A 15,226-nucleotide genomic window follows, 5' to 3' on the forward strand; every position below is an offset into this window, starting at 1 on the left:
AGGGTCAGTTCAGGGGCGGGAGCCCTTATGTCTTGATGATGACATTTGGCGAAACGACGTCGATCCCCAACGCTTTGCCGACTGCATAGTAGGTCAATTGCCCGGCATGTACGTTCAAGCCCGCAAGCAGATGCGGGTCGTCCTGGCAAGCCTGTCTCCAGCCTTTGTCTGCCAATGCCAGCATAAAGGGCATTGTCGCGTTCCCCAAGGCGATGGTCGAGGTCCGCGCAACCGCGCCGGGCATGTTGGCGACGCAATAATGCATGATGCCATCCACGTCGTAGATCGGATCGGCGTGGGTTGTGGCCTTTGACGTTTCGAAACAGCCACCCTGATCGATGGCCACATCCACCAAAACGGCACCCGGTTTCATTGTGGAAAGCTGCGCGCGCGTCACCAGTTTGGGGGCTGCTGCGCCCGGTATCAGAACAGCACCGATGACCATGTCAGCGGTCTGTATCAGTTCCGCCGTAGCCCCGGCGGTCGAATACTGGTTCTTGAACTGACCGCCAAACACATCGTCGAGATAGCGCAGACGCGGCAGCGACCGGTCGAGCACGGTGACATCCGCGCCCATCCCGGCCGCGATTTTTGCCGCATGTGTGCCGACGACACCGCCACCGATCACGACCACATTGGCAGGGCCGACACCGGGCACGCCACCCATCAGAACACCGCGACCTCCATTGGCTTTCTGCAGGGTCCACGATCCGACCTGCGGTGCCAGACGACCTGCGACTTCGGACATCGGTGCCAAGAGAGGCAGGCCGCCATTTGCATCTGTGACGGTCTCATAAGCGATTGCTGTGCAGCCCGACGCCAAAAGGTCATGTGTCTGATCCGGATCCGGTGCCAGGTGCAGATAGGTGAACAGCAGTTGTCCTTCGCGCAGCATCTTGCGCTCGACCGCCTGAGGCTCCTTGACCTTGACGATCATATCGGCGGTCGCAAAGACCTCTTCCGCAGTGTCCACGATCCGGGCGCCGGCGGCGACATAGGCGTCGTTGTCAAAACCCGCGCCGATCCCTGCTCCGGTCTCAATCAGAACCTCATGACCGCGCGCCACCGCTTCCTGTGCGGCGTTGGGGGTCATGCCAACGCGGAACTCCTGGGGTTTGATTTCCTTGGGGCAACCGATTTTCATACATGGTCTCCGTTTATACATTGCCTAAATTATGGGCATATATTCGTGCAATTTCTGTGAAACATCACGTGCCAAAGGGCTTTTTTCCAGGAGAATCTCCTGTATTATATGGTTTTCTTGCAATGGATGTGTGTTGATGAGCACTGACACGACCGATCGAAAGATTCTGGCGGCGCTTCAGCGAAACGGTCGAATGTCGAATGCTGAACTGTCGGAACAGGTCAACCTGTCGCCGTCAGCCTGTCACCGACGGGTGCAGCGGCTGGAGGTTGAGGGCTATATCCGCAAGTATGTTGCGCTTCTGGATGCCCGCAAGATGAACGTCCCCACGACGGTGTTTGTCGAGATCACACTGCAAGGCCAGGCCGAAGAGGTTCTGGATGCCTTTGAAAAAGCGGTGGCACGGATACCCGATGTGCTGGAATGCCATCTGATGGCCGGAACCGCAGACTACATCCTGAAGGTTGTTGCCGAAAACACCGAAGACTTTGCTCGTATCCATCGACAATACCTGTCGCGCCTGCCGGGCGTGGCGCAAATGCAAAGCTCGTTTGCACTGCGTACCGTCTTCAAGACAACCGCTTTGCCGGTGTGATCCTCAAGCCGGGCCGGGATAGGTAAACAGGGTGAGGTGCACAAGGTTGAACCCGAAATGCATTGCCACGGGCACCCAGAGCCGACCGGTTGCGTAGTATCCCAGCGCGCATCCCAACCCCAGTATCGTGGCAAAGGCCACCAAGGCGGGACCACCTGCAAAATGCGCAAGGCCGAACAGAATGCTGGCTGCGGTGATCCCTACAGCAGTTCCGAGTTTGGATGAGATTGCAGACTGCAAATAGCCGCGAAAAAAGATCTCTTCGGTCAGGCAGGTCAAAAACAGGTTGGAAACCGCAAAGACCAGCCACCAGGGCGGCAGACTGAACTCTGGGCGAACGGCACCCGCCGAAAGGCCCAGTACAAATAGCAGAGGCAGAATCCCGATCCCGATCAGCAATGGCGTCCGCTTTACTGCCGTCGGGGTACTGAGAACTGCGGGCCAGGCCAGCAGAACCGCAAACAAGACAATAGGTTTGTCCACATTCAGGAACATCGTGAATGCGCTGCTGTCCGGCCCTGACTGTACCTCGTCCAACACCCGCAGGTTGTTGAATCCGGGCACAAGATGCGCACCCAGAGCCAAGCACCATAGGATCAGCGCCAAATGGCCGACGCCGGCGCGCCATCCGGTCAGTTGGGGCAGGCGGGATGCACCCAGCACGCCGGCGCCAGCAAATATCGCAGCCAAGGGCGACATCAGTCCGGTGATCACGGCGACACCGGCAAATACCGCAAGAAACGAGAGGCCCAGCCCGGTCCGGCCAGCGAGAGTGACTATTTGGGCAGTGATCAGGATCAGCCAAGGCCAGATCGTCGGCAATAGGTTAAGAAAGAGTATCACGCCCGCCTCCGTGCTTTGCTGCGGATGGTGTTGCAGTACAATTGTGTTCCGGCGCAAGATATCTTGGCGGCCTGCCGGGCCAAGCTGTTGGCATTGCGTCAATTCTATCGCTTGTATCCCGGGCGCGGCGTGTCCACATTCAGGGCAGGACCGCGTAGACGCCGGTATTGTGGTATGGTTACTGGCCCGTGAGGCCGCGGTGTAACAGCAGCGTTGGTTACCTCGATGACATTGGGCGTTTACACATGCCCGCTACGGTCCGAACCCGACGAATACGAAGGAGCTGACCTTGGACTATAAAAACGATACTCCCAAAGATTGGCTTGAGGCTGAACTGGAAGACACTCTGGACGAAGATTTCGAGATCGAATTCAGCGAGCCGATGCTGTCGATGGAAATTCGCAAGATCTACAAGGATCAGCATCCTGACATGTTGGACCGCAAGGTCTATTTCAGAAACCTCCTGCGTCTTCAGGCTGAACTGATCCGGGTGCAGGACTGGGTTCAGCATACCGGTGCCAAGGTCTGTATCCTGTTCGAAGGGCGCGACAGTGCCGGTAAGGGTGGCGTGATCAAACGGATCACTCAACGCCTCAACCCGCGTGTCGCCCGCGTCGTGGCCTTGCCAGCGCCTAGTCGGCGTGAGCAGAGCCAGTGGTATTTTCAGCGATACGTCCCCCATCTGCCTGCCGCAGGCGAGATCGTGCTGTTCGACCGGTCCTGGTACAACCGCGCCGGCGTTGAACGGGTGATGGGGTTTGCGACCGAGGATCAGGTTGAGCAGTTCTTTCAGGACGTTCCCGAATTTGAACGGATGCTGGTCCGCTCGGGTATCATTTTGCTCAAATACTGGTTCTCGATCACGGATGAAGAGCAGCAATTGCGCTTTCTGATGCGCATTCACGACCCGATGAAGCAGTGGAAACTGTCACCGATGGATCTGGAATCCCGCATCCGCTGGGAATCCTACACCAAGGCGAAAGAGGACATGTTCTTTCGCACCAACATCCCCGAAGCGCCCTGGTACATCGTTGAAGGCAACGACAAGAAACGCGAGCGGTTGAATTGCATCGAGCACCTTTTGACCAAAATCCCGTATGACGACGTTCCGCAGGAAAAGGTGAATCTGCCAGACCGGCGCTACAACCCGGACTACGAACGCCGGGTCCTGCCCGACGAGTTGCACGTGCCCAAGATCTACTGATTCCGCCGGGTGGCGCGCGCCATTGGCCGTCTACATATCGTCGATCAGGTCGAGCATTTCAGGCGGAAGCTGATCTTCGCGCAGCTCAAAGACCTGTCGTTCATCGCCGTCACCGGTCACGACGATGCGATAGGTCACCATATCCGCAGCGTGTTCTGAGACGGCCTTGGTTCCAAGCTGGTCGAGATGATCAGGGGCAAATGCGTCACAGATCTTTTGCGCCTGTTCAGGCGGTCGAGCGGACGCGTCAACGGTCTTGCTCACGCCTGCTGCGGCCAGTCCGCCGAACCCGCCGCTTGAGGTGATTTCGATGATCATCGCGCAGCACCCTGCAATTGCCCCTGTCATGTCTCGGACCTTTTACACCATTCAGACCGGGATGCCCACAAGCCGCCAAGCGCGGCGCAGCATCATGACCTCGTAACTTCCGACGCTGTGCAGGTCGATGGCCGCATCCATTGTCTGTGCGGCCCAATCCCCGAACGTCGCCATCGGATTGTTCAGGTTTTGCAGGGCGCGATACCAGATGTGTCCCGGTCGGTCCCAGGAGTTTCCGCCCAGATACATGCAATACAGATAGAAGGCGTGGTTCGGGATGCCCGAGTTGATATGAACGCCGCCATTGTCAGAGGTCGTATTCACATAAAAATCCATGTGGTAGGGCTGCGGATCCTGGCCCAGCAGACTGTCGGAATACGCCGTGCCCGGCGCCTTCAGACTGCGCAGCGCGACTCCGTTGATGCCCGGGCCCAGGATTCCTTTGCCCATCAACCAGTCGGATGCGTAAACATCCTGCCCCAGTTGGCGTTGCAGGGTCATTGCACCAAACACATCGGCGAAACTCTCGTTCAGCGCGCCGGACTGCCCTTGGTAGATGAGACCACCCGAAAACTGAACGACCCCGTGCGACATCTCGTGGCCGACCACGGACAGCTCGGTAAAGGTCTGGAATATCTGGCCATCACCGTCGCCATAGGCCATTTGCTGGCCATTCCAGAATGCGTTGTTGTAGTTGCGTCGATGATGAACGGTCGCAATCAACGGAAGGCCCTGACCATCCAGCGAATTGCGGCCGAATTCGGTGGAATAGAGATCAAAGACCTCTCCGGCGCCATCGTAGGCCTGATCGACTTCTGCATCACCGGTTGGCGGATCGCCTTCGGCCCGGGCAAGGGTCCCGGGCAAAGCAGCTTTTTCCTCGCCGTCATAAATACGGCGATCACATACATGTGGCACTGCGGCGGCTTGCGCCAAGGCCGTGCTGACAAAGGCTCCGGCCCGAGCCTCGTTTGGCACCATGCCGCCCGAGCTTTGCTCGGCGCGTTCCTCGCGCACTTCCTCATTCTGCTTCAGCATGCTCCGGGCCATCTTCTGAACCGAGGCGTCACCCCGAAGGGCAAGAACACGCAGCATATGGGGTGGGACAATACAATTTATGGGGTTGGGATGGTGCAGGCACATTGTCAAATTCCTTCACTAAAAAAGGAAATGATAGCACAAAATGCCTGATTTGTTTAGAACGCGCCCGTTCACCCCGCGCGACTGCCTAAAAAGACAAACCCCCGGGCGGGGCCTCGGGGGTCGTCAAATAGTGCCATCCAAAGCTGGAGGAGGAGTGCTTAGAGCAGACCTTCGCGCTGGGCTTTCTTGCGTGCCAGTTTACGGGCACGGCGGATCGCTTCAGCTTTCTCGCGCGCTTTCTTCTCGGACGGTTTCTCGAAATGTTGCTTGAGCTTCATTTCACGGAACACGCCTTCGCGCTGCAGCTTTTTCTTCAGGGCACGAAGCGCCTGATCGACATTGTTGTCGCGAACACTAACCTGCATGTGGTTGTCACCACCTTTCTAGATTCGAGTTGCAAGGAAATTGCAGGAGTTGGCCGTATAGCAAAGCCCACCTATCTTGTCTAGTACTGGCCCGAGAACCGGAGAACTGCCATGACCGTGACCTACGAAGACGCAAAACAGCAGCTTTTGGATGCAATGCTGATCCACGTTCCGTTCGACGGCTGGTCCGAGACGAGCTTTCGTGCTGCCATTGCCGATTGCGATCTGGATGACGGGCTGGCCCGGGCGGTCTGCCCGCGTGGGGCGGTTGACCTGGCCTTGGCCTATCACGCGCGCGGCGATGCTGCCATGCTCGAACGGTTGAAATCCGAGGACCTGAGCGATCTGAAGTTCCGCGAGAAAATTGCGGCCGCTGTACGCTTCCGGTTGAGTGCGGTCGAGGACAAAGAACTGGTGCGCCGCGGTTTGACCCTCTTTTCGCTGCCGACCCACGCGCCAGATGGTGCCAAGGCGATCTGGGGAACCTGTGATCTGATCTGGGACGCGCTGGGCGATACCTCCGAGGATGTGAACTGGTACACCAAACGCGCCACGTTGTCTGGCGTCTATTCTTCGACGCTTCTGTTCTGGCTGGGGGATGACAGTCCGGATCATCAACGCACGTGGGAGTTTCTGGATCGCCGCATCGAGGACGTGATGCAGTTCGAAAAACTCAAGGCGCAGGTGAACGACAACCCGCTGTTCAAGCCGTTTCTTGCGGTGCCGAACTGGCTGGCGTCACAGGTGCGCGCTCCGATGAAAATGCGGGCTGATCTGCCGGGGCTGCTGAATCCCAGAAAGTAGGTTCCCGTTCCCGCTGGGCCTTTCCGTGGATGCCTGCTAGGCATTGGCAAAAGGAGATGTGCCGATGACCCAGATGATGCGCGCCGTTGAAATCACCTCACCGGGCGGCCCGGATGTTTTGCAGATGACCGAACGCCCGATGCCGGTCGCGGGCCAGGGTCAGGTTGTCCTTAAAGTCGCTTATGCTGGTGTGAACCGGCCTGACGCCCTGCAGAGGGCCGGTGCCTATGATCCACCGCCCGGTGCAAGCGACTTGCCGGGGCTGGAGGCGTCGGGCGAGGTGGTGGCCGTGGGGCCCGGTGTTGATGGTGTGTCGGTCGGTGACAAGGTGTGTGCGTTACTTCCCGGTGGAGGGTATGCCGAATATGTTGCAACGCCTGCCGCGCATTGCCTGCCGGTCCCATCCGGTATGGGTATGAAAGAGGCAGCCTGCTTGCCCGAAACCTTCTTTACGGTCTGGTCCAACGTTTTCTCGCGCGGTGGCCTGAAGGCGGGTGAGCGGTTTCTGGTTCACGGCGGGTCCAGCGGCATTGGCACAACGGCGATCCAACTGGCGAATGCCTTTGGTGCCCGTGTGTTCGCCACCGCCGGGTCGGACGAAAAATGTCAGGCTTGCACAAGGCTCGGGGCAGAGCAGGCGATCAACTACCGCGATGAGGATTTCGTCGGTGTCATGCGGGCCGAAGGCGGAGCGAACCTGATCCTTGATATGGTTGGCGGCGACTACATCCCGCGAAACGTCAAGGCTCTGGCCGAAGACGGGCGGCTGGTGCAGATCGCCTTTCTCCAAGGGCCGGTGGTCGAGCTGAATTTTGCGCTGATGATGGTTAAGCGTCTGACACTGACCGGCAGCACCTTGCGCCCGCAAAGCGACCTGGCCAAAGCGAGAATTGCGCAGGACCTGTACGAGGCGGTCTGGCCGCTGCTTGAGGCTGGCAAGGTTGCCCCGGTCATGGACAGCGAATTTGAATTGTCCCAGGCCGCAGCGGCGCACACCCGCATGGAAAGCTCGGACCACATTGGCAAGATCGTTCTGAAAGTGTTCGGCTAACGCGTCCGGTTTGCGGAAGCGTCTTGGGGTCAGCGTGCGCTCAGGCTACGGCGCGGCGGTAGAGATGCCAGGTTGCGTGACCCAACACCGGCATCACCACGATCAGGCCCAGCAACATCGGAATTGCCCCGAGAACCAAAAGGGCCGCTACGATGAAGCCCCAGGTCAGGATCACGCCGGGGTTGTGGCGCAACACCCGGACAGAGGTGACCACCGCGACGGGCAATCCCACTTTGCGGTCGAGCAGCAAGGGAAAGCTGACGACACTGACCGCTAATGCGCAGAGCGCAAACAGGAACCCTACGGCGGTGCCGACAATGATCATGACCCAACCGGCTCCGGTGGTGAAGACCTGCGTCACAAATGCACCGGTGGACGAGGGCGGTTCTGGGCCGAGTGTCTGCACATAGATGCTCTGCGCAACCATCAGCCAGACCAAGAGCAACATGACCAGATAGAACCCCAGCGCGAGAATGGCTCCGAAGGATGGAGACCGGAACACGCCGAAGGCGTCCAGCCAATGGGCGGTCTCGCCTTGTTCGCGTTTGCGGCTGATCTCGTAGAGGCCGACGGCGGCCACCGGACCTATTAGAGCAAAGCCCGCTACCAAAGGCGCAAACAGCGGTATCAGGTTCATGTTCAGCCCTATGGCGAACATCAGGAGACCGGCGATGGGATAAATAAGAACCACGAAAATCGCATCGGCGCGGGTTTCCAGAAAATCGTTATACCCCGCCCGCAGACAGGCGCGCAGGTCCTGCAGGGTCAGCGTCTGCACCATCGGCAGGTGTTTGGTGTCGGAACTGCCGATCCGGGATACGCTTTCCGAGACGTGATCGCTTGTCGCGCCGAGGCTTTGGGCTATCCAACTTATTGGATTACCGATCGTTTTTGCCATTGTTCATCCCCTTCCCTGGCGAGTGTACGCCGCGGAACGGATCCGGCATCAGGTTGCCCGTGGCCGGACCAGCCGGCAACGCCTTGGCCAAGTATACCACAGTTTCGAAAACCGCCGAAGCCGGGCCGACAGGCCCGCCAATTGCCCTGCCGGTCAGGCATGGTAGCTTGGTACCAGGTAAGAGGAGGTCAGCATGCAGCAAACCGCGCGTACAGTTGTCATTCACGATTTCGGAGGTCCCGAGGTTCTAAGGATCGAAGACAGACCGCTGGGCGATCCTGGGCCGGGTGATGTCCGCATTCGACACCATGCCTGCGGATTGAACTTTATCGATGTGTATCAACGTACAGGGCTCTATCCGCTCGACCTGCCGCACGCATTGGGGATGGAGGCCGCCGGTGTGATCGAGGCCGTCGGCGAGGGTGTCACGCATTTGCAGGTTGGTCAACGCGCGGCCTACGCCGCCGCGCCCTCTGGCGCATATTGTGAGGCCCGTGTGATGCCTGCGGCGCAGGTCTGCCCCTTGCCGGACGATGTGACCTTTGAGGCCGCGGCCGCAATGATGCTCAAGGGTATGACCGTGGAATACCTGTTTCACCGGACGACGCCGCTGAAGCGCGGGGACACGGTCTTGTTTCACGCAGCCGCCGGAGGGGTTGGCCTGATCGCCAGCCAGTGGGCAAAATCCGAAGGCATCACGCTGATCGGAACGGCGGGGACCGATGAGAAATGCAGCCTGGCGCAGTTCAACGGCGCCGCGCATTGCATCAACTACCGGACCGAAAACTTCGCTGAACGGGTGGCCAAAATCACCGGTGGCAAAGGTGTGGATGTGGTGATGGACTCGGTAGGGGCCGATACGTTCGAGGGGTCTTTGGATTGCCTCAAACCCTTGGGCATGCTGATTTCATTCGGCAACGCCTCGGGGCCGGTCCCGCCGTTCAACATCGGTATTCTTGGGCAGAAAGGCTCGCTCAAGATTACCAGGCCGACGCTGTTCACACATATTTCCGATCACGCTGTTTGTCAGGCGATGGCGCGCCGTCTCTTCAGCAAGGTCACGGGTGGAGAGGTCAAGATCCATATTGACCAGCGGTTTCCGCTGGAACAGGTCGCGGATGCGCATCGCGCGCTTGAGGCGCGCCAGACGACCGGCAGTACCATTCTGGATGTCTGAAACGAAAGGACCCGGCGCTGAGCGCCGGGCCTCTTTCATGTCTCAATGCAGGCCTCAGAACCGGTAAGCCGCCCGGATCTGGAACGTGGTTGCATCCACATCGATTCCGGTTGAGTTGAAATTGTCGAATTCATGGTACAGCAATTCACCGGCGATGCTGACATTGGGAGCGACGATCTGCTCGTAGCCCGCACCGATGAACCAGCCATCATCACTGCCCAGAGTGTCGGTGCTTGCTTCGGCGTACCCTGCGGTTCCGTACAACAAGCCCTGAGGGTTCACCTTGTAACCCGCGCGTGCCTTGAGGCGCCAGACGTCTTCCACTGTGGCAGCACCGGACAGGTCCACATCGGTCCAGTCATAGTCAAAACCACCACCGACGACCCAGTCACCGAGGTCAACGTCATATCCGAGGATGATACCGCCGATCACGCCATCGCCGTCGATACCCGACAAGTTGGTATCAACATCGGCGTAACCGATTTGCGCACCACCATAAAACCCTGTCCAGTTGCCCGAGGACTGCGCCATGGCCGAGCCGGCCGCCAAGGTCGCGATAGCGGTGACAAGTGCAAATCTTCCCGTCATCTGATGTATCCTTTCGTTCGAAACGAGCGACCGCAGAGTCCAATCCGCCTGCGGTCTTGTATTGTTTTTACGGTCCGATCTTGCGACCGGATCACTTCAGATCCACTAATCCCGACCCGTATTGCGCGTTGCGGAACTGCTTTATGAGGCAACGCTGGTCCATTTGAGTTGGACGCTTGTTTGTTCTGAGAGATAGGTTGCGAATGCGCTGTTTTCAAACGACAAGCGGCGGCGGATCCCTCCGCCGCCGACTTGCCTAGTTTTTTCAGCGGATTATTGCTGCAATTCTGCCGGGTCCTTGTCGGCGATGTCGTCCCAGTTCGCGCTGGCTTTTTCGATAAAGCCCGGAATGTCGCCTTCCCAGCGCTGCTGGATGTCCTGAGACAGGTTCAGGTACAGCTTGTTGTCCACGATTTTCCAATAGGTGGGGTCACCGTCGAACTTGAAGCCCATCGCAGCACCAAAGGCACAATATCCGCCATAGGCCGGAAGATAAGCCTCGGGGTTGGCTTCGAATGCGGCTTTGTTGTCTTCCGATGCAAAGCGGTACATCGCGTCATTGTGCAGCGCGGTAATCTGCCAGTTGCCCTTGGTCGCTTCGCCCTCGGTGAAATAGGCGACCGGGTCGTAACCCTGCATGGCCAGACCGGTGGGGGTTGCGTTGATTTCAACGCCGGCTGCCATAGCCGAGCTTGCGATTGCGACGGACAGCGCGACACCGCCGAGGATGGATTTGAACTTGTTCATTGGTTCACCTTTCGTGAAATGGGCCACCATATGCCTTCGAAACTGAGACGAGCGTTCCCGAGATTATGTAATGTGCGGTCGGTAATTGGCCGTCACGAAATCCGAATTGGGAAGCGTTCGGATCACGTTCAAAGCAATCAATCGTGATTGTGCATGTATGAAGAGGCCGTGTTCATTCATGCACCGCTAGGGGTTCCGGTCCGGAGCCAGTGAGACCACGAACTCCGTGACTTTTTGAGCGGACATCTCGCAAGGCCGCAACAAGCACCCGCTGTTTTGTGTGTGGTACAGATTCAGGCTGATGTAATCTGTACCGCCTAGCTCATGTGCGACCAGCTTGTGCGACTTGCCGCCTGCCATCACCTGACGCGAAATGACATAGCGCCGGTCGCCTGCAGATCCTGTGAATGTGCCGATGGGCAAGGCAAAAAACGCATTCAGAAACCTATCTGGCGGATTCACGACTTGCCGATTTTTGGTTCGGTTCCAGCCTTGATGCGCGCGACGTTGGTGCTGTGGCGCCAGTACACAAGCACTGTCAGAACGATCCCCAAAAGGAACGCGGACCCGTCGCTCAGAACCACGACCCATGTGGTCGACAACGCGGCTGCTGCCAGGGCCCCAACCGACGAGATCCTCCAGATGGCGGCCGCAACCAGCCAGGTCAGGCAGCACGCAACGCCGACGCGCCAGTCCAGCGCCAGCCACAATCCCAGAAAAGTCGCAACGCCCTTGCCGCCCTTGAAACCCAGCCAGACCGGGAAGCAATGGCCCAGAAACGCCATCAGCGCAGCAATCTGCGCGGCATCATCTCCGGCAAAAGCCCGGGCCAACAAGACCGCCACTGCGCCTTTGGCACCGTCAAACAGCAAGGTGAGCGCCGCAGCCCCCTTGTTGCCAGTGCGCAGCACGTTGGTGGCGCCGATATTGCCAGACCCGATCTGGCGCAGATTGCCCAGCCCCATGACCTTGGCGACAATCATGCCAAAGGGGATCGACCCCATCAGGTAGCCAACGGCAGCCCACAGGATGAGCTGGGTCATGGTACTGTCGATCAGCGGCATCAGCTTCTCCGGTAGACTTCTTTTCCTGCCACATAGGTGGCAGTGACCTTACCTTGCATCCGCTGCCCGTCAAACGGCGTATTCTGCGACTTGGATTTCAGTGTGAACCGGTCCAGCACAAATGGCACATCCGGATCGAACAGCACCAGATCAGCAGGTGCGTCCTTGGAAAGGCGCCCACTGTCCAGCCCCAGACGTTTTGCCGGGTTGAGTGCCATGGCGCGAAACAGGGTTGGCAAGTCAAGCTGCCCCGCGTGGTACAAACGCAAGGCTGCCGGCAACAGGGTTTCCAGCGCGACCGCACCCGAGGCGGCCTCTTCAAACGGCAGGCGCTTGCTTTCTTCGTCTTGCGGGGTGTGCATCGAACTGATCGTGTCGATCAAACCGCTGCGCACCGCTTCGATCACCGCCTGCCGGTCATCTTCGGACCGCAATGGCGGCTTGACCTTGAAGAAGGTGCGATAGTCGGCCACGTCCAGCTCATTCAGTGTCAGATGGTGGATCGACGTGCCTGCTGTGATATTCAGCCCGTTGCGCTTTGCGCGTTCCAGCGCGGGCAGTGCACGCGCGGTTGTGATCTGGTCGGCGTGATAGGCAGCCCCGGTCATTTCCAGCAGGGCAATATCGCGGTCCAGCCCCATCCGTTCGGCCATTGGCGATACGGTCGGTAGGCCCCGCAGTGCGGCGAACTTGCCGCTGGTTGCGGCTGCACCGCTGCTGAGGCCCGGCTCCTGCGGATGGGCGATCACCAGCGCTCCGCAGGATCGCGCATAGGTCAGGGCGCGTGAAAAGACTTTGGTATTGGCGGCAACGTGGTCGCAATCGGTGAATGCAACCGCGCCCGCATCCAGCAAAAAGCCGATCTCGGTCATCTCGCGCCCTTCGCGACCCTTGGTGAGGGCGGCCATGGGCAGCACGTTGACCGGCGCATCTGCTTGCGCGCGCCGCGTGGCAAATTCCAGCGTTTCGGGCGTGTCAATGGCCGGGATCGTGTCCGGTCGGGTGACGATGGTGGTGACACCCCCGGCCGCCGCAGCAAGACCCGCCGATTTGTAGCTTTCCTTATGCCGCTCGCCGGGTTCGCACACCTTGACGCCGATATCGACAATTCCCGGGGCGAGGCATTTGCCACCACAATCGATGGTCCGCCCTTCTGTCGCTGGTGCGTCGCCGTCGCCCATCGCGGTGATGCGGCCGTTGGCGACGTGCAGCCAACCGATACTGTCCGTTCCAGTTTCCGGATTGATCAGGCGGGCGTTGGTGAAAATCATGTCGCTCATGGCAACGCCCTTTCAATGGCGGCTTTTGTGGCTGCGGGGTCTGCCTGGTATTTGATCAGGTGTTTATCGCCGCCCTTGGTAACGATCTGGACAAAGCTGCCCATCGTGTTGACCGCCGAAATCTGTTTGAGCGGTACGGTTCGTGGCCCGGGGCCGGTGAGCGTGTCGTCGCTCATTGTCCATCTGGTGGCAAGTTCTTCCGACGCCAGATACCATGCGCGCAGCCCGATGGCCGCCAGACCAGCCGGCGCACCGGTCCAGACATAAGGATTTCCGATCAACCACAGGACCAGCATGGCGGCCGCCATTGCTCCGGCAGCGATCCACGCATTTGTGCGAACATAGGCGCCTTTGTCGGGCACGAAGGTCACAGGATCAGCCACAGGGCACCTCCGATCACCAAGAGAATTACCAGTGCCAGCACGGCCGACCCGATGCGTCGCGGCTTGTCGCCGCCATCAATCGGGCCTTGCGGGGCGGAAAAGGGTTTGGCGCTTTCCGCCGCGATCACACCCCCGGTCCAGTTTGTGGCCTGTTCGGTGTAGAGACCTATGAGCTGCAGCCTTGCATCGAGCTCCAGCGTGACGGCCCTGCCTTTGAATGCGGCGCTGCGCACGACCATCACCCAGCCTTCGACACCCTCCAGGGCTGCGCGGTCCAACTGATCCTCTGACACACCGCAGCCATCGTTCAGGTACCCGAACAGTCCCAGATCCTCGAGGTCCGACACCGGAAAGATATCGATCTGTTCGTGGTCCAGATCGGGAACACCCAGAACCTGCTCAGCAGCGCCGGGTTCGCGCAGGAACTTTGCCTCTTGGGGACGCATATCCAAAGAGAAGACGCGTAGCACACCACGCTCATTCAAGGCGACGTCCATATCCCTCATGCCGCTTCACCCAGATTGCGGGCCAAGAGTTCCATAGCCGCCATACGCACCGCGACCCCCATCTCCACCTGTTCCTGAATGACCGACCGGTTGATGTCGTCGGCCAGCGTTCCATCGATTTCGACACCCCGGTTCATGGGGCCGGGGTGCATGACGATGGCATCGGGCTTGGCCAGGGCCAGTTTGGCCGCGTCCAGCCCGTAGCGATGATAGTATTCCCGTTCAGAGGGGATAAAGCCGCCATCCATTCGTTCCCGTTGCAGGCGCAGCATCATGACGACGTCGACGTCCTTCAGACCTTCGTTCATGTCGTCATAAACCTCGGCTCCGAACTCGGCGAAATGCGTGGGGACAAGTGTCGGCGGTCCGATCAGGCGGATGCGGTTCTCCATCTTGCCCAGCAGGATCAGGTTTGACCGGGCAACGCGGGAATGTGCGACGTCGCCGCAGATGGCGATGTTCAACCGATGCAGCCGACCCTTGGCGCGACGAATGGTGAGCGCGTCCAGTAGGGCCTGGGTCGGGTGCTCGTGACGCCCGTCGCCGGCGTTCAGTACGGCGCAGTTCACCTTCTGCGCCAACAGATCTACCGCGCCGGATTGCGGGTGCCGCACCACCAGCAGATCGGGATGCATCGCGTTCAGTGTCATCGCGGTGTCGATCAGCGTTTCGCCTTTTTTGATCGAACTGGCCTGCATCGCCATGTTCATCACATCCGCGCCCAGACGCTTCCCAGCAATCTCAAAGCTGGCCTGCGTGCGTGTCGAATTTTCAAAGAACATATTGATCTGGGTCAGCCCCGCCAGAACATCCGAGTGTTTTGCTGACTGTCGGTTTAGGTCGACGTACTTTTCGGCCAGATCCAGAATGGCGATAATATCGGATTGCGACAGGTGCTCAATGCCAAGAAGGTGACGATGGGCGAAACGCATGGGGCGGGCTCCTGTCTGACAGTCCGGCCGCTTATAGAAAGGACGGCGCGGCGGGGCAACCTAGGGGTCCGTGTCTTGAGGTAGTTTCTCGCACCCGCCTTCGGGCCGGCATTCCTCGCCCGGTCGACACCATGTGCCATATCCGCAGTCAATCGCTTTGACCGGCACGCATCCCTGATGCTTG

Annotated in this window: 18 protein-coding genes; 5 read left to right on the forward strand and 13 right to left on the reverse strand. The window is 59.1% G+C overall.

Annotated elements, in window-relative coordinates; translation table 11 throughout:
- Positions 1–25 precede the first annotated feature (25 nt).
- The gene (ald, locus tag ACR3E0_RS03670) at positions 26–1,144 is read right to left on the reverse strand and encodes an alanine dehydrogenase (protein WP_480476269.1); all 1,119 of its coding nucleotides are present in this window, start codon (positions 1,142–1,144) and stop codon (positions 26–28) included.
- Between the two features lie 136 nt (positions 1,145–1,280).
- Here ald and ACR3E0_RS03675 point away from each other — a divergent pair, with 136 nt between their 5' ends.
- A complete protein-coding gene (locus ACR3E0_RS03675; RefSeq protein ID WP_480476271.1) occupies positions 1,281–1,739 on the forward strand; it encodes an Lrp/AsnC family transcriptional regulator in 459 nt (152 codons plus the stop codon).
- Between the two features lie 3 nt (positions 1,740–1,742).
- Here the strand turns inward: ACR3E0_RS03675 and ACR3E0_RS03680 are convergent, their stop codons facing one another.
- Positions 1,743–2,582 carry a CPBP family intramembrane glutamic endopeptidase gene (locus ACR3E0_RS03680; protein ID WP_480476273.1) on the reverse strand — a complete coding sequence of 280 codons (840 nt, stop codon included), beginning with the start codon at positions 2,580–2,582 and terminating at the stop codon, positions 1,743–1,745.
- A 289-nt stretch (positions 2,583–2,871) separates the two neighbouring features.
- Here ACR3E0_RS03680 and ppk2 point away from each other — a divergent pair, with 289 nt between their 5' ends.
- The gene (gene ppk2, locus ACR3E0_RS03685; RefSeq protein WP_480476275.1) at positions 2,872–3,786 is read left to right on the forward strand and encodes a polyphosphate kinase 2; all 915 of its coding nucleotides are present in this window, start codon (positions 2,872–2,874) and stop codon (positions 3,784–3,786) included.
- 30 nt (positions 3,787–3,816) lie between these two features.
- On the opposite strand, the gene ACR3E0_RS03690 is transcribed toward ppk2, so the two are convergent.
- The 3 genes from ACR3E0_RS03690 to rpsU form a co-directional block, all read right to left on the reverse strand.
- Positions 3,817–4,134, reverse strand: a complete 318-nt coding sequence (locus ACR3E0_RS03690) for a protealysin inhibitor emfourin (RefSeq protein ID WP_480476277.1) — start codon at positions 4,132–4,134, stop codon at positions 3,817–3,819.
- A 21-nt stretch (positions 4,135–4,155) separates the two neighbouring features.
- Positions 4,156–5,199: a M4 family metallopeptidase gene (locus ACR3E0_RS03695; protein WP_480476279.1), complete on the reverse strand. Its 1,044-nt coding sequence runs from the start codon at positions 5,197–5,199 to the stop codon at positions 4,156–4,158.
- A gap of 206 nt (positions 5,200–5,405) precedes the next feature.
- On the reverse strand, positions 5,406–5,612 hold the full coding sequence (gene rpsU, locus ACR3E0_RS03700; RefSeq protein ID WP_005614280.1) for a 30S ribosomal protein S21: 207 nt from the start codon (positions 5,610–5,612) through the stop codon (positions 5,406–5,408).
- A 111-nt stretch (positions 5,613–5,723) separates the two neighbouring features.
- On the opposite strand from rpsU, the gene ACR3E0_RS03705 reads away from it, so the two are divergent.
- Both ACR3E0_RS03705 and ACR3E0_RS03710 read left to right on the forward strand, forming a co-directional pair.
- The gene (locus ACR3E0_RS03705; protein WP_480476281.1) at positions 5,724–6,416 is read left to right on the forward strand and encodes a COQ9 family protein; all 693 of its coding nucleotides are present in this window, start codon (positions 5,724–5,726) and stop codon (positions 6,414–6,416) included.
- 64 nt (positions 6,417–6,480) lie between these two features.
- Entirely contained in the window at positions 6,481–7,467 is a 987-nt protein-coding gene (locus ACR3E0_RS03710; RefSeq protein WP_480476283.1) for an NAD(P)H-quinone oxidoreductase, read from the forward strand.
- A 40-nt stretch (positions 7,468–7,507) separates the two neighbouring features.
- Here ACR3E0_RS03710 and ACR3E0_RS03715 read toward each other — a convergent pair whose 3' ends face one another.
- Positions 7,508–8,365, reverse strand: coding sequence for a DUF2189 domain-containing protein (locus tag ACR3E0_RS03715; protein WP_480476285.1), 858 nt, complete (start codon positions 8,363–8,365; stop codon positions 7,508–7,510).
- A 193-nt stretch (positions 8,366–8,558) separates the two neighbouring features.
- Between ACR3E0_RS03715 and ACR3E0_RS03720 the strand changes: the two genes are divergently transcribed.
- Complete coding sequence (locus tag ACR3E0_RS03720) at positions 8,559–9,542, forward strand: quinone oxidoreductase family protein (protein ID WP_480476287.1); 984 nt, start codon at positions 8,559–8,561, stop codon at positions 9,540–9,542.
- Positions 9,543–9,596: 54 nt separating this feature from the next.
- Here ACR3E0_RS03720 and ACR3E0_RS03725 read toward each other — a convergent pair whose 3' ends face one another.
- The 7 genes from ACR3E0_RS03725 to ACR3E0_RS03755 form a co-directional block, all read right to left on the reverse strand.
- Positions 9,597–10,130: an outer membrane protein gene (locus tag ACR3E0_RS03725; protein WP_480476289.1), complete on the reverse strand. Its 534-nt coding sequence runs from the start codon at positions 10,128–10,130 to the stop codon at positions 9,597–9,599.
- A 273-nt stretch (positions 10,131–10,403) separates the two neighbouring features.
- A complete protein-coding gene (locus ACR3E0_RS03730; protein WP_480476291.1) occupies positions 10,404–10,877 on the reverse strand; it encodes a YHS domain-containing (seleno)protein in 474 nt (157 codons plus the stop codon).
- Positions 10,878–11,335: 458 nt separating this feature from the next.
- Positions 11,336–11,941, reverse strand: coding sequence for a glycerol-3-phosphate 1-O-acyltransferase PlsY (gene plsY, locus ACR3E0_RS03735; RefSeq protein WP_480476293.1), 606 nt, complete (start codon positions 11,939–11,941; stop codon positions 11,336–11,338).
- The gene (gene pyrC, locus ACR3E0_RS03740; RefSeq protein WP_480476295.1) at positions 11,941–13,221 is read right to left on the reverse strand and encodes a dihydroorotase; all 1,281 of its coding nucleotides are present in this window, start codon (positions 13,219–13,221) and stop codon (positions 11,941–11,943) included. The genes plsY and pyrC overlap by 1 nt, the downstream gene beginning before the upstream one ends.
- Positions 13,218–13,604 (reverse strand): hypothetical protein, encoded by a 387-nt coding sequence (locus ACR3E0_RS03745; protein WP_480476297.1) that lies wholly within the window; start codon positions 13,602–13,604, stop codon positions 13,218–13,220. Before ACR3E0_RS03745 ends, pyrC begins: the two co-directional genes overlap by 4 nt.
- Positions 13,589–14,110: a hypothetical protein gene (locus ACR3E0_RS03750; RefSeq protein ID WP_480476299.1), complete on the reverse strand. Its 522-nt coding sequence runs from the start codon at positions 14,108–14,110 to the stop codon at positions 13,589–13,591. The genes ACR3E0_RS03745 and ACR3E0_RS03750 overlap by 16 nt, the downstream gene beginning before the upstream one ends.
- Positions 14,107–15,042, reverse strand: a complete 936-nt coding sequence (locus ACR3E0_RS03755; protein WP_480476301.1) for an aspartate carbamoyltransferase catalytic subunit — start codon at positions 15,040–15,042, stop codon at positions 14,107–14,109. Before ACR3E0_RS03755 ends, ACR3E0_RS03750 begins: the two co-directional genes overlap by 4 nt.
- Between the last annotated feature and the right edge of the window lie 184 nt (positions 15,043–15,226).

Source organism: Ruegeria sp. AJ12, assembly GCF_056536245.1.

Bases quoted from the DNA above. Each gene is read 5' to 3' on its own strand.
- ald (WP_480476269.1), bottom strand. From the start codon at position 1,144: ATGAAAATCGGTTGCCCCAAGGAAATCAAACCCCAGGAGTTCCGCGTT.
- ACR3E0_RS03675 (WP_480476271.1), top strand. From the start codon at position 1,281: ATGAGCACTGACACGACCGATCGAAAGATTCTGGCGGCGCTTCAGCGA.
- ACR3E0_RS03690 (WP_480476277.1), bottom strand. From the start codon at position 4,134: ATGACAGGGGCAATTGCAGGGTGCTGCGCGATGATCATCGAAATCACC.
- ACR3E0_RS03695 (WP_480476279.1), bottom strand. From the start codon at position 5,199: ATGCTGCGTGTTCTTGCCCTTCGGGGTGACGCCTCGGTTCAGAAGATG.
- rpsU (WP_005614280.1), bottom strand. From the start codon at position 5,612: ATGCAGGTTAGTGTTCGCGACAACAATGTCGATCAGGCGCTTCGTGCC.
- ACR3E0_RS03705 (WP_480476281.1), top strand. From the start codon at position 5,724: ATGACCGTGACCTACGAAGACGCAAAACAGCAGCTTTTGGATGCAATG.
- ACR3E0_RS03710 (WP_480476283.1), top strand. From the start codon at position 6,481: ATGACCCAGATGATGCGCGCCGTTGAAATCACCTCACCGGGCGGCCCG.
- ACR3E0_RS03715 (WP_480476285.1), bottom strand. From the start codon at position 8,365: ATGGCAAAAACGATCGGTAATCCAATAAGTTGGATAGCCCAAAGCCTC.
- ACR3E0_RS03720 (WP_480476287.1), top strand. From the start codon at position 8,559: ATGCAGCAAACCGCGCGTACAGTTGTCATTCACGATTTCGGAGGTCCC.
- ACR3E0_RS03725 (WP_480476289.1), bottom strand. From the start codon at position 10,130: ATGACGGGAAGATTTGCACTTGTCACCGCTATCGCGACCTTGGCGGCC.
- ACR3E0_RS03730 (WP_480476291.1), bottom strand. From the start codon at position 10,877: ATGAACAAGTTCAAATCCATCCTCGGCGGTGTCGCGCTGTCCGTCGCA.
- plsY (WP_480476293.1), bottom strand. From the start codon at position 11,941: ATGCCGCTGATCGACAGTACCATGACCCAGCTCATCCTGTGGGCTGCC.
- pyrC (WP_480476295.1), bottom strand. From the start codon at position 13,221: ATGAGCGACATGATTTTCACCAACGCCCGCCTGATCAATCCGGAAACT.
- ACR3E0_RS03750 (WP_480476299.1), bottom strand. From the start codon at position 14,110: ATGAGGGATATGGACGTCGCCTTGAATGAGCGTGGTGTGCTACGCGTC.
- ACR3E0_RS03755 (WP_480476301.1), bottom strand. From the start codon at position 15,042: ATGCGTTTCGCCCATCGTCACCTTCTTGGCATTGAGCACCTGTCGCAA.